This is a genomic window from Streptomyces sp. NPDC048637, from assembly GCF_040650675.1.
In the GTDB taxonomy this organism is placed as follows: domain Bacteria; phylum Actinomycetota; class Actinomycetes; order Streptomycetales; family Streptomycetaceae; genus Streptomyces.
The window spans coordinates 89,137-105,957 of record NZ_JBEZHQ010000011.1 but is presented as its reverse complement, the minus strand read 5'-3'; the positions used below and the strand labels follow the sequence as shown (position 1 = coordinate 105,957).

Below are 16,821 nucleotides of genomic sequence, written 5' to 3'. Positions count from 1 at the left end.
ACAGGAGACGTGAGGCTAGCAGCGGCTCCGGGCGGCCGTCCGAGCCGTGGCCCGGATTGCCGCGGCGCCGGTACGGAGTTGGTGTGGTGCTGTGACGAAGGGGCGTCCATGAGGTGACAAGAAGGGATGTTGAGTGCGTATCGGTCTGATTCAGGCGGATCCCGCATTCGACGCCGCCTCCTTGTCCTGGCGGACCGCGCGCTGCACCGCACGGGTCGTCCAGAACTCCCGCGCGAACCGCTTCATCTCGCGGAGCACGGGACGGTAGCCGCGGCTCAGCAGGAGCCGGCGGTCCAGGTCGGTCGCCGAGGCCAGCGCGGCCATCAGCCGGCCCCGGCGGTCCGGGAACCCGGCGTGGAGCGCCTCGGCGAAGCGCTCCCGGGCCGGGCCGACGAGGTCCACCGCCCCGGCCGGGAAGCGTTCGTACGGGAACAGGCCCAGAGCGCGCCGGGTCTCCCGGCGCAGTGCGCCGCGCTCCTCCAGCCGGCGCACACACAGCTCCTGGACCGGCCGGCCGGCCCGGCGCACCCAGCGCTCCGCCTTGATGCCCCGGCCCCGCTTGTCCGGGCCGGGCAGCGCCGCCAGCGCGCCGTCCAGCACCGGATCGCCCAGCGGCAGGGGGTTGGTCACCGTGATCCGGTCGCCGCTCCCGACGGTGATCCGCCCGGCCTCCTCCAGATCGGCCAGCGCCGCGCCGGCCAGTCCGTACCGCAGGTATCTGGCGTGGTTCAGGAACCGGCCGCGTTCCGGTTCGAGGGCGAGCAGCAGCAGCTCCTCCGGGAGGGTGAGCGGCGCGGTGGTCATACCGCGGGCAGGATGCGGCCGGTGACCTCGCCCAGGCCGATCCGGGCGCCTTCGGCTCCGGGGGCCCAGGCCGTGAGGGTGACCTCGTCGCCGTCCTGGAGGTAGGGGCCCTTGCCCTGGGTCAGTTCCAGCAGGCAGCCGAGCTGGTCGGGGTCGGGCCCGGAGACGGTGCCGGAGGCGAACAGATCGCCGGTGCGCAGCGAGGCGCCGTTGACGGTCATATGGGCCAGCTGCTGGGCGGCCGTCCAGTACATGGCGGAGAACGGCGGCCGGGAAACCGTCTCGCCGTTGATGCGCACCTCGATACGGATGTCGATGCCGCCCGGCTCCGCACCCGAGTCGTCGAGGTAGGGCAGCAGCGGGAAGTCCCGGGCGGGCGGTGCCGTACGGGCCGCGTCGAGGGCGTCGAGCGGGGTGACCCAGGCGGAGACGGAGGTGGCGAAGGACTTGCCGAGGAAGGGGCCGAGCGGCACGTACTCCCAGGCCTGGATGTCGCGCGCGGACCAGTCGTTGAGGAGGCAGACACCGAAGACATGGTCGCGGAAGGCGCCCAGGGCGACGGGTTCGTGGAGCGTGGAGGGCGCGCCGACGACAAAGCCGACCTCGGCCTCGATGTCGAGACGGACGGACGGGCCGAAGGTGGGCGCCTCGTCCGCGGGGGCCTTGCGCTGGCCGTGCGGCCGTACGACCGGGGTGCCGGTGACGACCACGGTGCCCGCCCGGCCGTGGTAACCGATCGGCAGATGCTTCCAGTTGGGGGTCAGCGCCGCGTCGTTCGGGCGGAAGATCCGGCCGACGTTGGTGGCGTGGTGTTCGCTGGCGTAGAAGTCGACATAGTCGGCGACCTCGAAGGGGAGGTGCAGCGTGACCTCGGCCAGCGGGTGGAACAGCGGCGCCACTTCGCCGTGGTGCGCGGGGTCGGTCACGGCGCTGCGGACGGCCGCGCGGATCTGCTGCCAGACGGGACGGCCGGCGGCCAGCAGCGGGTTGAGGGTCGGCGCCGCGAGCAGTTCGGCGTGCGGATGGATGGCGGCGGGCAGCGCGCTCGGCAGGGCGCTCAGATCGAGGACCCGGTCGCCGTAGCGGACACCGAGGCGGCGCCGGTCGGGCGCGTCGGCGGTGCTGAAGACGCCGTAGGGGAGGTTGTGCGGGCCGAAGGGATCGCCTTCCGCCAGGTCGAACGGGCTCTGCTCGGGCATGGACAGCTCCTCGCGTTCGTCGTCGCCGGTGGGCGGCCGGGGCCTGGTGGCCCGCGGGCCGTGGGGCCGTCGATCAGAGTACGGCCGGGCGGTGATCAGTGGGGCGGTCCCGGGGCGCGATGGCGCGGATGCGTACGCAGAGCGTGGGCGGTGGCGCGGTGTGCTGCACCCCACGCATCGGTCATGTCGGGAAAAGCCTTGCCGCACTGCGCAATTCAGGCCTAACTTCCTTGCCCTGGTCCGCGGCATCCGTCCGCTGTCACCGCGTCCGCTTCGTCCGGACGGGGGAGGGCGGGGCCACCGGGCGGGAGGGGCCGGACCGGCGGGTGACGGGCTGTTGATCCCCACCGGCGACGCGGCGGCCGGGCTGCCGTTCTTCACGCGAGGGAGGGACCGAAGTGAGCACTCCGGTAGCGGTCATCGGGGCCGGTCCGTACGGTCTGTCGGCGGCCGCGCACCTCCAGGCGTACGGCCTGCCGGTGCGGGTCTTCGGACAGCCGATGGTGAGCTGGCGCACGCAGATGCCTGCGGGCATGCTGCTCACGTCGACGCCCGCGGCATCGAGTATCGGCGTCCCCCGGCCCGGCCACACGCTCGGCGACTTCTGTGCGGCGACGGGGGAGGGGCCCTACGCCTCGGACCGGGACCTGCTCCCCGTCGAGACCTTCGTCCGGTACGGCCAGTGGGTGCAGCAGCGGCTGGTGCCCGGTCTGGAGCAGGTCCGGGTGGTCTCGGTCGACCGGCGGGGCGACGGCTTCGAGCTGAAGCTGGACAGCGGTGAGCAGTTCGGCGCGCGGGCGGTGGTCGTCGCCACCGGCCTGAGCGGGCTGGCGCAGCTGCCGCCGGAACTGGCCGCCGCGCTCCCGGACGGCCCGTCCGCCACCGGGCCGGTCTCGCACAGCTCGCAGCACCACGATCTGTCCGTGCTGGCCGGCCGGGACGTGGTCGTGATCGGCGCCGGGCAGTCGGCGCTGGAGAGCGCGGTGCTGCTCACCGAGGCGGGCGCGGCGGCCGTACGGGTGGTGGCGCGCGGCCCCGCCGCGGTGGGCTTCGGCGCGCCGCCGGACCGCCGGCCGCGGCTGCGGCCGCCGTCGCCGTTCGGCAACGCCTGGTCGCGGTATGCGCTGACGCACCACGCCGGTGCCTTCCGCCGGCTGCCGGGGCCCGTCCGGCGGTATCTGGTGCGCCGGGTGCCCGTCCCGCTGGGGGCGTGGTGGCTGCGGGACCGCTTCACCGACCGGGTGCGGGTGACGCAGGGGCGGCGGATCGTACGGGCCACGGTCCGCGACGGCCGCCCCGTACTGGCGCTGCGCGGCGCCGACGGGCAGGGCGGGGAAGTCGTCGCCGACCATGTGCTGGCCGCGACCGGCTACCGGATGGATCTGGCGGCACTGGACTTCCTGGGCCAGGGGCTGCGCACCGGGATCGTGGCGCGGGCCGGCGGTCCGCTGCTGGGCGCCGGCTTCGGCTCGTCCGTGCCGGGGCTGTACTTCACGGGGCTGCCGGCGGCCGCGTCGTTCGGGCCGGTGATGCGCTTTGTGTGCGGCACGCAGTTCGCCTCGCCGCGGCTGGCGCGGGCGGTGGCGCGGGCGTACGGGTGAGGCGGGGGCGTCCGCGCGGGCCGGCCCCGGGGTGCCCCCGCGCCCGGGGCGTGCTCCGGAGCCCCGTACGCCGGAAGGCCGCCCCGCCCGGTCAGGGCGGCCGGCGGTGCGGCGGATGCGGAAGTCGTCCTGGACCACGGTGATTTCGGACGGGGCGGTGAGCGGTGTGCCCCCGCTCCGGGCGGGGCGGGGACGGGGTGGGGGTTTTCCGGCCATACCCGGTTCGTGGGGGCCTTGCCGGAGCGGAAGCGGACCGGGGATGCTTGCCGTTGCCGGTCCGCTCTTCCTTGTCACGCCCGCGTCTCTTCCTCGTCATACCCGCGTCAACAGATGATCCGGAACATCCCGGCCGGGGGTCGCCGTGCTTCCCGGGCGGTTCGGGGGGCGGGCGCTCACGGTGATCGAACTGCGACCGGATACGCTGGCCAGTGGTGGAGACAGCGACAGATCGACATTCAGTTTGATCGTCAGCAGACAGGAGTACCCCTCGTGACCGTCGTCGGGCCCTTCGGGCTGAGCGTGCGGGACCAGGCTCTTGAGGCCGATGTCCAGGCCGGGTTGGCGGCTGTCGAGGAGGGCCTGCTGGAGGCCACCAAGAGCGACGTGCCGTTCATCACCGAAGCCGCGCAGCATCTCGTGCGCGCGGGCGGCAAGCGGTTCCGGCCGCTGCTGGTGACGCTGGCCGCCCAGTTCGGTGACCCCTACAGCCCGGGTGTGGTGCCCTCCGCCGTCGTCGTGGAGCTCACGCATCTGGCGACGCTGTACCACGACGACGTGATGGACGAGGCCGATGTGCGCCGCGGGGTGGCCAGCGCCAACGCCCGCTGGGGCAACTCCGTCGCGGTGCTGACCGGCGACTTCCTGTTCGCCCGCGCTTCGCACATCCTCGCCGACCTCGGGCCCGAGGCGGTCCGGATCCAGGCCGAGGCGTTCGAGCGCCTGGTGACCGGCCAGATCCTGGAGACCGCGGGCCCGCGCGACGGCCGTGACCCCATCGACCACTACCTGGACGTGCTCGCGGGCAAGACCGGCTCGCTTGTCGCCGTCGCCTGCCGCTTCGGCGCGATGATGTCGGGCGCCGAGGAGCCGGCGGTCAACATCCTCACCCAGTACGGCGAGCGGCTCGGTACCGCCTTCCAGCTGGCCGACGACGTCCTGGACATCGCCAGCGACTCGCATGAATCGGGCAAGACACCCGGTACGGACCTGCGCGAGGGCATCCCGACGCTGCCGGTGCTGCGGCTGCGGGCGCGGGCCGAGAGCGCCACCGGCACCCCCGAGGACCGCGCGCTGTGCGAGCTGCTGGCCGGCGACCTCACCGACGACGCCCGGCATGCCGAGGCGCTGGCCGGTCTGCGCGCCCACCCGGCGCTCGAAGAGGCCCGCCGCGACACCGTGCGCTATGCGGAGGAGGCCCGCGCGATGCTGGCGCCGCTGCGCTCGTGCATGGCCAAGTCGGCCCTTGAGGGGCTCTGCGACGCGGTGGTGCACCGGGCGGGCTGAGCCCTCCGGACACGCCTGCCCCCTACGGACGGCCCCCGCATCCCCTAGGGAATGCTCCGCCTCCTGTCGTACGGCTTCCCACCTGAGGTGATCGTGCGTCATACCTCAGCAGTAGGACGAATTGCTCCCGAGGGCTGACGTTTTGCGCCGCGCGATTTGGTGAGATGGAACCACTTGAGCGCGGCGGACAGGTCACCATGAGCCCCAGGGGGGAACGCGTGGACAGCACAGCAGCCGCCGCACACGACGGAGGTAGGGCAGATGCCACGGAACGAACCGACCGAGGTCACCGACGGATGGGACGGGGAGCGCTCCCCGAGGCGCCGTAAGGCGGTGCGGTACGGCGTGCCGGTCGCGGTGGCGGGCGTGGCGGCGGCCACGATCGGGCTGGTCCCGGCGTTCGCTGGCTCCGGTTCTCCGGACCTGCCGAAGATCTCGGCACAGGACCTGATAGCCAAGATCGCCAAGTCGGATGTCCAGCAGCTCTCCGGCACGGTCCGGGTCAGCACCGACCTCGGTCTGCCGTCGCTGCCGGGCGCCGGTGGCGGAGCGGGCGGCTTCGGCGGTGCCCCGGGCGGCGGCGAGAAGGACGGGGACGGTGCCTCCGCGGCGCCCCAGAACAAGCTGATGGAGCTGGCGTCCGGTGCGCACACGCTGCGCGTCGCGGTCGACGGCCCCGAGAAGCAGCGGGTGTCGATCGTCGACAAGGCCGCCGAGTACAGCCTCGTCCACCGAGGCAATGAGGTCTGGGCGTACGACAGCGGCAGCAACACCGCCGTGCACAGCACCGCGCCCGACGCCGGCCGGCACGGCAAGCAGCACCGGGCGCCCAAGGACCTCCCCAAGGACCTGAAGAACGCCACCCCGCAGGACCTCGCGAAGCAGGCCCTGAAGGCGGCCGGTGACACGACCTCGGTCACCGTCGACGGCACCGCCAAGGTCGCCGGACGGGACGCCTACCAGCTGCTGATCAAGCCCAAGCAGAGCGGCTCCACGGTCGGCTCGATCCGGGTCGCGGTGGACGCCGAGAACGGCACGCCGCTGAAGTTCACCCTGACTCCCAAGAGCGGTGGCGCGGCCGCCGTCGACGTCGGCTACACCAACGTCGACTTCGCCAAGCCCGCCGCGAGCACGTTCGCCTTCACCCCGCCCAAGGGCGCCAAGGTCGTCGACGGCGACAAGGAGCGCGCGACGGCGCAGCGCGGGCACGGCAAGGACGCCCCGTCCCGCAAGGACCTCGCCAAGGACATGGGCGGGCTGAACGTCATCGGCGAGGGCTGGACGTCCATCGCCACGATCAAGGGCGAGGGCGCCGGTCTGCCCTCCGGCAAGGGCGAGGACAAGGGCGCGGGCGGTGACGCCGCGAAGTTCCTGGACAGCATCGGTGACAAGGTCAGCGGCTCGTTCGGCTCCGGCCGGGTCTTCAGCACCCGCCTGGTCAATGCCCTGATCACGGACAACGGCACGGTCTACGTCGGCGCCGTCGACAAGCAGGCCCTGATCAACGCGGCCAACGCCGCCAAGTAACGGGCCACCACGGCCTCGCGGGACCGCCGCGCCACCCCTTCACGGGTGGCGCGGCGCCGCCCGTGGGCCTTCCGTACGACGTCGGGGGAGCCGATGCCAGCACCGCCCGCACCGGGGCCCGATGGTGTGCGCCCGCCCGCCGACGGGCCCGGGTCCGGGCGTCCGCCGACCGGGGACCCGGCGATCGAGACGCGCGGGCTGACCAAGGCGTACCGCGGCGGGCGGCTCGCCGTCGACGGCCTCGATCTGGTCGTACCGCGTGGCAGCGTCTTCGGCTTCCTCGGCCCCAACGGCTGCGGCAAGACCACCACCATCCGCATGCTGATGGGCTTGATCGAGGCGACCGCCGGCCACGCCCGGGTGCTCGGGCAGCCGATGCCCGCCGCGGGCCGCCGGGTGCTGCCCAGGGTCGGCGCGCTCATCGAGGGCCCGGCGCTCTACGGCTTCCTCAGCGGGCGGGACAACCTCCGCCGGTTCGACGCCGCCGACCCGGCCGCCGATCCCCGCACCCGCGGTGCGCGGGTCGACCGGGCACTGGAGCGGGTGGGCCTGGCCGCGGCGGCCGGCAAGAAGGCACGCGCCTACTCCCTCGGTATGAAGCAGCGCCTCGGCCTGGCCGCGGCCCTGCTCCAGCCCCGTGAACTGCTGGTGCTCGACGAGCCCACCAACGGCCTGGACCCGCAGGGCATGCGGGAGATCCGTGCCCTGGTCCGCGAGCTGGCGGCGGACGGTACGACCGTCTTCCTCTCCTCCCATCTCCTCGACGAGATCGAGCAGGTCTGCACCCATGCCGCGGTGATGGCCCGCGGCCGGCTGATCACCCAGGGCACGGTCGCCGACCTCTCCGCCACGGTCCTGGGCCCGCGCGGCCACGGCAGGCTCACGGTCACCACGCCCGACACCGCGGACGCGGCCCGTGTGCTGAAGGAGCACGGGGTGACCGTCGTGGAGGTCACCGACGACCGGGTGACGGGCGAACTCCCGGCTCCGGACGCTCCTCTGGGCGGGCCGGACGGCGGGGCGCCGCGGGAAGTCGCGGACCTCAACGCCGCGCTGGTGCACGCCGGGGTGCGGGTCCGTGGCTTCGGCACGGCGCGGGCCTCGCTGGAGGATGTCTTCGTGTCGCTGACCGGGGAGGGCTTCGATGTCGCAGGCTGAGGCGGTGCGGCGAACGCCCCGGCCGCTGTGGTCGCTGGGGCTGCTGCGCAACGAGATCGCCATGACGTTCCGGCGCTGGCGCACCCTCGCGCTGCTGGCGGTGCTCGCGGGCGTACCGGTCCTGGTCGGCATCGCCCTCAAGATCGAGACCGGCGACGGCGGGCCGGGCGGCGGTGGCGGCGGCGAGGCCGGCCCGGCGTTCATCTCCCAGGTCACCCACAACGGCCTCTTCCTGGTCTTCACCTCGCTCGCGGTGACCCTGCCGTTCTTCCTGCCGATGTCCGTCGGCGTGATCGCGGGCGACTCCCTCGCCGGCGAGGCGCACGGCGGGACGCTGCGCTATCTCCTGGTCGCCCCCGCGGGCCGCACCCGTCTGCTGCTGGTCAAATACGCCACGACCCTGACGTTCTGCCTGGTGGGCGCCCTGGTCGTAGCGCTCTCCGCACTGGCGACCGGCGCGCTGCTCTTCCCCCTGGGCGAGGTCACCCTGCTCTCGGGCACCTCGGTGTCCTTCGGTGAGGGGCTGCTGCGGGCGCTGGCCATCGCGGTCGCGGTGGCGCTGTCGCTGACCGGGGTGGCCGCCGTCGGCCTGTTCGTCTCGGCGCTCACCACCAGCGGTATCGCGGCCATGGCGACCACGGTCGGCCTGCTGATCACCGTGCAGATCCTGGACACCATCCCGCAGTTGCACGCCATCCAGCCGTATCTCTTCCCGCACTACTGGCTGTCCTTCGCGGATCTGCTCCGCGATCCCGTCTACTGGGACCAGCTGCAGAAGAACCTCGGCCTGCAGGCGCTGTATGTCCTGGTGTTCGGCTCGGCGGCCTGGGCGCGCTTCACCACCCGGGACATCACTGCATGAGGCCGGGGGGCCGCGGCGGCGCCGTCTGCTCCCCGTCGTGCTGTGCCGCCGCCGCGGCCCGGGGCGCTCTGGTGGCCTGCGCCGCCCCGGCAGCCGCCTCGCCCGCGCGGGCCGCGGCCTCGGCCAGCGCCGTCCGCGCCCGCCGCGCGGTCCGCAGTGCGTCCCAGGTCAGCAGCGCCAGGGCCAGCCACACCAGGGCGAACCCGGCCCAGCGCTCCGGCGGCATCGCCTCGTGGAAGACCGTGAGCCCCAGCACGAACTGGAAGGTCGGCGCCAGATACTGCATCATCCCGATCGTCGTCAGCGGCAGCCGCACGGCCGAGGCGCCGAAGCAGATCAGCGGCACCGCCGTCGCGATACCGCAGGCCGACAGCAGCAGCGCCTGACCCACCCCGCCGGTGGTGAAACTGGACTCACCGCGCAGGCCGAGGAAGACCAGAAAGCCCAGCGCGGGCAGCAGCTGCAGGGCCGTCTCGGCGCTGAAGCCCTCGATCCCGTCGAGCTTGATGCCCTTCTTGACCAGCCCGTACGTCGCGAACGAGAAGGCCAGCGCGAGCGCGATCCAGGGCACCCGGCCGTAGGCGACGGTCATCACGATGACGGCGAGGGCGCCGATCCCCACCGCCGTCCACTGCAGCGGACGCAGCCGCTCGCGCAGCACCAGGACGCCGAAGGCGATGCTGACCAGCGGATTGATGAAGTAGCCGAGCGACGCCTCCAGCACCTGCCCGGCGTTGACCGCCCAGATGTAGAGGAACCAGTTCACCGAGATGACCAGGGCACAGAGGACGATCAGCCCGAGCCTTCGGGGCTGCCGCAGCAGCGGACCCCACCAGGACCAGCGGCGGAGCACGGCCAGCAGGAGGACGGCGACGGGCAGCGACCACACCATGCGATGGGCCAGGATCTCGGACGGTGAGGCGTCGTCCAGCAGACGCCAGTAGAGCGGCAGCAGGCCCCACATGGTGTAGGCGGCGAGGCCGTAGGCGAGTCCGGTGCGCTGATCGCTTCGAGGCTGCAAGGGGCCCTCCTGGTGGTGCTGCGTCGCCGCTGCGAAAGTAGCGCCGCCCGGACCACCTGTCATGCCCGTCTTGACATACGGCCATGACGGGCCGCGCGGCGGGCGGTACGGGCCGTACGGACGGTGCACGGGGTGCGGCTGGGGGGCGGTGCTGGGGGCGGTGCTCGGGGCGCGGCTGGGGGCGCGGCCGGGGGGCCGGCTCCGGGCGGGGCCGTTTCAGGTGGGCGGTCCCTTCAGCCCTTTCAGCCTTTCAGCCCCTCCAGCCCCTAAAGCCCCTTCAGCGCCTCCGCGATCGTCTCGGCGATCGGCGTGGTCGGACGGCCGATGAGCCGGGACAGCTCGCCGGGCGTCGCGGCCAGCTCACCGCGGGCGATCCCGGCGTCCGCGTCGGCGACCAGCTGTGCGCCCAGCGCCGGTACGCCCGCCTCCACCAGCAGCGCCACATACTGCTCCGGCGGCAGGTCGCGGTACGGGATGCGCCGGCCGGTCTGCCGCGAGACCTCGGCCGCGAACTCGGCCATCGTCCAGGCGGTGTCGCCGCTCAGCTCGTACACCGTGTTCGCGTGGCCGCTGCCGGTGAGGACGACGGCGGCCGCCTCGGCGTAGTCCCGGCGCGCGGCGGTGGCCACCCGGCCCTCGCCCGCGCTGCCGACGACGGCGCCGGTCTTCAGGGTGGTGGCGAGCGCGCCCGTGTAGTTCTCGTGGTACCAGCCGTTGCGCAGCAGGCAGTACGGCACCCCGGACGCGAGCAGCGCCTGCTCGGTGGCGAGGTGTTCCTCGGCGATGGAGAACGTGGCCGTCGGCCCGCCCAGCACACTGGTGTACGCGAGCAGCCCGACGCCCGCCTCCCGCGCGGCGTCGATGACGGTGCGGTGCTGGATGAGGCGCTGCCCCGCCTCGTTCCCGGAGATGAACAGCACCCGGTCACCGGCCGCGAAGGCGCCCTGGAGGGTCTCGGGCCGGCTGTAGTCCGCGTGCTTGATCTCCACCCCGCGGGCCGCGAGGTCGGCAGCCTTGGCCCGGTCGCGGGCGAGGGCGACGATCTCGCCCGGTGCGGTGCGCCGGAGCAGTTCCTCGATGACGAGTCGGCCGAGCGCCCCGGTGGCGCCGGTGACGACGAAGCTCATGAGTGACCCCCTGTGGACGTCGCTGGCTGAGGACCCGACCGTACGCCTGCCATAAACGATCGTCTATGACGGGCGTACGGACAGCTGGTGCGGGATCTCCTTCAGCATTACCCGACGGCGCGGGACCGGCATGGTGCAGGAGACGGGACCGGCATGGTGCAGGGCACGGAACCCGCTCGGCGCAGGAGACGGGACCTGCTCGGGGCAGAAGACGGAACCCGCCAGGCGCCGGAGAGGGGAAATCTGTCGTGATCACGGCATACAGCAAACGGGTGCCTCCGGAAGCGCCGTTGAACGCTCCCGGAGGCACCCGCGAAGCCGGTCGGTCAGCCGACGACCGTCCAGGTGTCATTGCCGGTCAGCAGCGTGGCGAGGTCGCCCTTGCCCTGCTGCTCGATGGCGGCGTCCAGCTGGTCGGACATCAGGGTGTCGTAGACCGGCCGGTCGACACTGCGCAGCACACCGATGGGGGTGTGGTGGAGGGTGTCGGCGTCGGCGAGCCGGGAGAGGGCGAAGGCCGTCGTGGGCGAGGGGTTGTGGGCGTCGTGCACCAGCACACCGCCCGTGCCCTCCTCCCGGACATCGATGACCTTGAGGTCGCCGGTGGCCGGGTCGCGGACCACGCCCTTGGAGCCGAAGCCGTCGGGGGCCAGCGCGCCGAAGCGGATCGGCTGCCCGTGCTCCAGCCGGATCACGGCCTCCTCGGCCTTCTCCTTGTCCTTGAGGACCTCGAAGGCGCCGTCGTTGAAGATGTTGCAGTTCTGGTAGATCTCCACCAGCGCCGTGCCGGGGTGGGCGGCGGCCTCGCGCAGCACCGAGGTGAGGTGCTTGCGGTCGGAGTCGACCGTGCGCGCCACGAAGGACGCCTCGGCGCCGAGCGCCAGCGACACCGGGTTGAAGGGCGCGTCCAGCGAGCCCATCGGCGTCGACTTGGTGATCTTGCCGACCTCGGAGGTGGGGCTGTACTGGCCCTTGGTCAGACCGTAGATCCGGTTGTTGAACAGCAGGATCTTGAGGTTGACGTTGCGCCGCAGGGCGTGGATGAGGTGGTTGCCGCCGATGGACAGCGCATCGCCGTCACCCGTGACGACCCACACGGACAGGTCACGCCGCGAGGAGGCCAGGCCGGTGGCGATGGCCGGGGCGCGGCCGTGGATGGAGTGCATCCCGTAGGTGTTCATGTAGTACGGGAAGCGGGAGGAGCAGCCGATGCCGGAGACGAAGACGATGTTCTCCTTCGCCAGGCCGAGCTCGGGCATGAAGCCCTGCACGGCGGCGAGGACGGCGTAGTCACCGCAGCCGGGGCACCAGCGCACTTCCTGATCGGACTTGAAGTCCTTCATGGACTGCTTGGCGTCGGCCTTGGGCACCAGGGAGAGCGCCTCGATCTGCGAGGGCCGCTCCGAGATCGCCTCAGTCATTGATGGCCTCCTTAAAGACCTCCGCGAGCTGCTCGGCCTTGAACGGCATTCCGCTGACCTGGGTGTGCGAGTGCGCGTCCACGAGGTACTTGGCGCGCAGCAGAGTCGTGAGCTGTCCGAGGTTCATCTCCGGCACGATCACCTTGTCGTAACGCGCCAGGACCTCGCCGAGATTCCGTGGGAAGGGGTTGAGATGGCGCAGATGGGCCTGCGCGATGCGTTCTCCCGCGCCCCGTACGCGCCGGACCGCCGCGGTGATCGGTCCGTACGTCGAACCCCAGCCCAGGGCAAGGGTCCTGGCGCCCTGGCCGCTCTCGTCGGCGGGGTCGTCGACCTCGAGGTCGGGAACCTCGACGCCGTCCACCTTCGCCTGGCGGGTGCGCACCATGAAGTCGTGGTTGGCGGGGTCGTAGGAGATGTTGCCGGTGCCGTCCTGCTTCTCGATGCCGCCGATGCGGTGCTCCAGGCCCGGCGTGCCCGGCACGGCCCAGGGGCGGGCCAGGGTCTGCTGATCGCGCTTGTACGGCCAGAACACTTCGGTGCCGTCCGCCAGCTGGTGGTTGGTGCCGGAGGCGAACTGGACCCGCAGATCGGGGAGTTTGTCGATGTCCGGGATCCGCCACGGCTCGGAGCCGTTGGCCAGGTAGCCGTCGGAGAGCAGGAAGACGGGGGTGCGGTAGGTGAGCGCGATACGGGCCGCGTCCAGCGCCGCGTCGAAGCAGTCGGCGGGCGTCCTGGGCGCCACGATCGGCACCGGCGCCTCGCCGTTGCGTCCGTACATCGCCTGCAGCAGATCGGCCTGCTCGGTCTTCGTCGGCAGCCCCGTCGAGGGCCCGCCGCGCTGGATGTCCACGATCAGCAGCGGCAGTTCGAGGCTGACCGCGAGACCGATGGTCTCCGACTTCAGCGCCACACCGGGGCCGGAGGTGGTCGTCACCGCCAGCGCGCCGCCGAAGGCCGCGCCCAGCGCCGCGCCGATCCCGGCGATCTCGTCCTCCGCCTGGAACGTCCGCACACCGAAGTTCTTGTGCTTGGAGAGCTCGTGCAGGATGTCGGAGGCCGGGGTGATCGGGTACGAGCCCAGATACAGCGGCAGATCCGCCTGCCTGCCCGCCGCGATCAGCCCGTAGGACAGCGCGAGGTTCCCGGAGATGTTGCGGTAGGTGCCGGTGGGGAAGTCCTTCGTCGCCGGTGCGACCTCGTACGAGACGGCGAAGTCCTCCGTCGTCTCACCGAAGTTCCAGCCCGCCCGGAACGCGGTGACGTTCGCCTCGGCGATCTCCGGCTTCTTGGCGAACTTCGCCCGCAGGAACTTCTCGGTGCCCTCGGTCGGCCGGTGGTACATCCACGACAGCAGCCCCAGCGCGAACATGTTCTTGCTGCGCTCGGCCTCCTTGCGGGAGAGCCCGAACTCCTTGAGCGCCTCGATCGTCAGCGTGGTCAGCGGCACCGGGTGGACGTTGTAGGCCTCCAGCGAGCCGTCCTCCAGCGGGCTGGTGGCATAGCCGACCTTCGCCATCGGGCGCTTGGTGAACTCATCCGTGTTGACGATGATGTCCGCACCCCGTGGCACATCGGCGAGGTTCGCCTTCAGTGCGGCGGGGTTCATCGCGACCAGCACGTTCGGTGCGTCACCGGGCGTGAGGATGTCGTGGTCGGCGAAGTGCAGCTGGAAGCTGGAGACGCCCGGCAGGGTCCCGGCAGGGGCCCGGATCTCGGCGGGGAAGTTCGGCAGCGTCGACAGGTCGTTGCCGAACGACGCCGTCTCGGAGGTGAACCGGTCGCCGGTGAGCTGCATACCGTCACCGGAGTCTCCGGCGAACCGGATGATCACCCGGTCCAGACGTCGGACTTCTTTGCCTTCGCCGCCGTTACCGGAAGCGCGCTGTTCCCCGACAAGCGCTGCGTCGGTCTGCTCGGCTGGGCTACTGACCTGGCTGGTCACTGCTTCGGACCTCCCTCGAGGGGTGCGGCGTCCCCGCCGGAGGCAGGGCTCGGGACGTGTCGTACCGACCGGTTGTCCCATAACCATCGTACGTGGGTAAGGGTGGCCTTCCTTGGGGCGATCGCATGGTGGACGTCAACATGAGACAGGGATCTGGTGCGTTTTGTCATGAAATCATCGCCCCCGTGCCCCCCTTGCTCATGACGCTCCGGACTCCTCCATTGGTTCTACGCCCAAAGTCCTCGACCTGCGCGGAAAACACCTCGGACAGCTCATCTGACAGAGTGTCAGACGCTCAGGAGTTGAGGTAGGTGAGCACGGCAAGCACTCTTCGGTGATCCCCGTCACTCTGCGCCAGGCCCAGTTTCAGGAAGATATTGCTGACGTGCTTCTCGACCGCACCGTCGCTGACCACCAGCTGCCGGGCGACCGCGGAGTTCGTCCGGCCCTCGGCCATCAGCCCCAGCACCTCCCGCTCCCGTGGTGTCAGACGGTCCAGCACCTCCTGCTTACGGCTGCGTCCCAGCAGCTGTGCCACCACCTCCGGGTCCAGCGCGGTCCCGCCCCCGGCGACCCGGACCACCGCGTCGACGAACTCCCGCACCTCGGCCACCCGGTCCTTGAGCAGGTAGCCGATGCCCCGGCTCGAACCGGCCAGCAGCTCCGTCGCGTACTGCTCCTCGACGTACTGCGAGAGGACCAGCACGCCCAGACCCGGGTGGTCCCGGCGCAGCCGGATCGCGGCCCGCACCCCTTCGTCGGTGTGCGTCGGCGGCATCCGTACGTCCGCCACCACCACATCCGGCAGCGCCCCCTCGTCCGCCAGCTCCCCGATCACCTTGATCAGCGCCTCGGCGTCCGCCACGCCGGCCACGACCTCGTGCCCCCGGTCGGTGAGCAGTCTGGTCAGGCCCTCCCGGAGCAGCACCGAGTCCTCGGCGATGACCACCCGCACTGTGTCCTCCACGGCTCAGATCCCCCCATGTGTCATCCCGTCCCTGCCGGACACCCAGCATCTCAGCATCCGGACGGAAGCGAGGCGGGTGAGGGGGATCAGGGGTGGAGACAGGGGGCACGAGGCCGTGGCCGGCGGGGAGCGGGCGGGCGGCTCCCGGGCGCTGGCCCGGCGACCCCTTCAGCGCCGCCCGGCGGTCACCCGCGCCACGGCAGTTCGGCGGTGATGCACGTCGGGCCGCCGACCGGGGAGTCCACTATCAGCAGGCCGTCGACGGCATCCAGCCGCTCGGCGAGGCCGGCCAGGCCGGTGCCGCTGCCGGTGTGCGCGCCGCCCCGGCCGTTGTCCGCGACCAGCACCATGAGCCGGTCCGCGGTGCGCCAGACGTCCAGCGTGGCGCCGGCGGCCCGGGCGTGCTTGGAGACGTTCTGCAGCAGCTCGGAGGCGGTGAAGTACGCGATTCCCTCGATCGCCGCGGCCGGCCGGTGGTCCAGATCCACGGTCACCGTCACCGGGACCGTGCACCGCGCGGACAGCGCGGACAGCGCCGGACCGAGACCCCGGTCGGTGAGGATCGCCGGATGGATCCCGCGGGCCAGGTCGCGCAGCTCCTGGAGCGCGGCCTTCACCTCGCCGTGCGCCTCGTCCACCATCTTGGCCGCGGCCTCCGGGTCCTCCGCCAGCTTCTCCTTGGCCAGGCCCAGGTCCATGGCGAGCGTCACCAGCCGGGCCTGTGCGCCGTCGTGCAGATCGCGCTCGATGCGCCGCAGGTCGGCCGCCGCGGTGTCCACCACCACCCCACGGTCCGACTCCAGCTGCGACACCCGGGTGGCGAGGGAGGAAGGCCCCAGCAGGCCATGGACCATGACCCGGTCCACCTGCGTCAGACCGTGGATCACCCACGGCCCGGCCAGCACCAGCAGCAGCCCGAACCCGCTGGTGAACCCGATGTCCGCCGGGGTGTCGAGATAGAGGCCGTTGCCGTTGCCGTCGCCCCACATCTGGATGCCGGGCTGGTCGATATACGCGGGGAGCGTCCAGCGCCACAGCGGATAGGCCAGCAGTCCCCAGCCGATTGACCAGAACGTCACCGAGAAGACGAAGGAAAAGATCGCCCACGGCAGGTGCAGCACGGAGTAGACGAGGTGCCGCCAGGACACCCCGCTCTTCAGCACGGCCCCGACCCACCCCATCAGGCCCGGTTTGGAGGCCCGGGGCGGCTCCGGATCGGCGACGTCCAGCCCCAGCAGGGCGCGGGCCCGCGCACGCTCCAGAACGCCCAGCGCACGGCTGCCGGCCAGACCGCCCGCCAGCACCGGGATGCCCAGGAACGTCACCAGCAGGCCGGCGCCCAGCGAGAGCACCGCTATCGCGTACGTGAACATCAGGACGGACATCGGGAGGCTGAGGAAGAGGTACAGGAACTCCCGCCAGGTGCGCCCGGAGAACGGGGCACGCAGCCCCACGGGCACACGGGAGCCGCGGGGATGCGGTGCGTATGCGGTGTCCATCGTCTCGTCGTCCGTTCTGCCGGGCGCGGCCTGCCCTGTCGGCGCCGCTGACTGCATCTGCCGCTCCGTGCGGCTTTTTCCGCCATGACAAGCGTCCGCGACCGGCGCCCCCCGCACCATGAGGGTCTTCGCAGTCTTCGCCTGGGGTTATCCCCACCCCCGGACCTGAGGCCGACCACAATCCGCC

At 72.0% G+C, this 16,821-nt stretch carries 13 protein-coding genes; 5 read left to right on the top strand and 8 right to left on the bottom strand.

From position 1 onward, the window contains the following. Positions 1-150: 150 nt before the first annotated feature. Both AB0C46_RS16960 and fahA read right to left on the bottom strand, forming a co-directional pair. Entirely contained in the window at positions 151-804 is a 654-nt protein-coding gene (locus tag AB0C46_RS16960) for a GPP34 family phosphoprotein (protein WP_362828568.1), read from the bottom strand. Further along, positions 801-2,003: a fumarylacetoacetase gene (gene fahA, locus AB0C46_RS16955; RefSeq protein ID WP_362828567.1), complete on the bottom strand. Its 1,203-nt coding sequence runs from the start codon at positions 2,001-2,003 to the stop codon at positions 801-803. Before fahA ends, AB0C46_RS16960 begins: the two co-directional genes overlap by 4 nt. A 398-nt stretch (positions 2,004-2,401) precedes the next feature. Between fahA and AB0C46_RS16950 the strand changes: the two genes are divergently transcribed. The 5 genes from AB0C46_RS16950 to AB0C46_RS16930 all read left to right on the top strand — a co-directional run bounded on the left by AB0C46_RS16950 (position 2,402) and on the right by AB0C46_RS16930 (position 8,654). Next, the gene (locus AB0C46_RS16950) at positions 2,402-3,604 is read left to right on the top strand and encodes an FAD-dependent oxidoreductase (protein WP_362828566.1); all 1,203 of its coding nucleotides are present in this window, start codon (positions 2,402-2,404) and stop codon (positions 3,602-3,604) included. Between the two features lie 489 nt (positions 3,605-4,093). Next, positions 4,094-5,107: a polyprenyl synthetase family protein gene (locus AB0C46_RS16945; protein ID WP_362828565.1), complete on the top strand. Its 1,014-nt coding sequence runs from the start codon at positions 4,094-4,096 to the stop codon at positions 5,105-5,107. A gap of 261 nt (positions 5,108-5,368) precedes the next feature. Continuing rightward, the gene (locus AB0C46_RS16940; protein WP_362828564.1) at positions 5,369-6,634 is read left to right on the top strand and encodes a DUF2092 domain-containing protein; all 1,266 of its coding nucleotides are present in this window, start codon (positions 5,369-5,371) and stop codon (positions 6,632-6,634) included. 93 nt (positions 6,635-6,727) lie between these two features. Beyond that, complete coding sequence (locus AB0C46_RS16935) at positions 6,728-7,792, top strand: ABC transporter ATP-binding protein (RefSeq protein ID WP_362828563.1); 1,065 nt, start codon at positions 6,728-6,730, stop codon at positions 7,790-7,792. Further along, the gene (locus AB0C46_RS16930) at positions 7,779-8,654 is read left to right on the top strand and encodes an ABC transporter permease (RefSeq protein WP_362828562.1); all 876 of its coding nucleotides are present in this window, start codon (positions 7,779-7,781) and stop codon (positions 8,652-8,654) included. Before AB0C46_RS16935 ends, AB0C46_RS16930 begins: the two co-directional genes overlap by 14 nt. Here the strand turns inward: AB0C46_RS16930 and rarD are convergent. The 6 genes from rarD to AB0C46_RS16900 all read right to left on the bottom strand — a co-directional run bounded on the left by rarD (position 8,644) and on the right by AB0C46_RS16900 (position 16,634). Beyond that, positions 8,644-9,675, bottom strand: coding sequence for an EamA family transporter RarD (gene rarD, locus AB0C46_RS16925; protein ID WP_362828561.1), 1,032 nt, complete (start codon positions 9,673-9,675; stop codon positions 8,644-8,646). The genes AB0C46_RS16930 and rarD overlap by 11 nt on opposite strands. 266 nt (positions 9,676-9,941) lie before the next feature. Next, positions 9,942-10,802, bottom strand: coding sequence for an SDR family oxidoreductase (locus AB0C46_RS16920; protein ID WP_362828560.1), 861 nt, complete (start codon positions 10,800-10,802; stop codon positions 9,942-9,944). 326 nt (positions 10,803-11,128) lie between these two features. Further along, positions 11,129-12,223, bottom strand: coding sequence for a 2-oxoacid:ferredoxin oxidoreductase subunit beta (locus AB0C46_RS16915; RefSeq protein ID WP_362828559.1), 1,095 nt, complete (start codon positions 12,221-12,223; stop codon positions 11,129-11,131). Further along, complete coding sequence (locus AB0C46_RS16910) at positions 12,216-14,168, bottom strand: 2-oxoacid:acceptor oxidoreductase subunit alpha (RefSeq protein ID WP_362828558.1); 1,953 nt, start codon at positions 14,166-14,168, stop codon at positions 12,216-12,218. The genes AB0C46_RS16915 and AB0C46_RS16910 overlap by 8 nt, the downstream gene beginning before the upstream one ends. 295 nt (positions 14,169-14,463) lie before the next feature. Further along, positions 14,464-15,123, bottom strand: a complete 660-nt coding sequence (locus AB0C46_RS16905) for a response regulator transcription factor (protein WP_362828659.1) — start codon at positions 15,121-15,123, stop codon at positions 14,464-14,466. Positions 15,124-15,320: 197 nt separating this feature from the next. Beyond that, positions 15,321-16,634, bottom strand: a complete 1,314-nt coding sequence (locus AB0C46_RS16900) for a sensor domain-containing protein (RefSeq protein ID WP_362828658.1) — start codon at positions 16,632-16,634, stop codon at positions 15,321-15,323. Between the last annotated feature and the right edge of the window lie 187 nt (positions 16,635-16,821).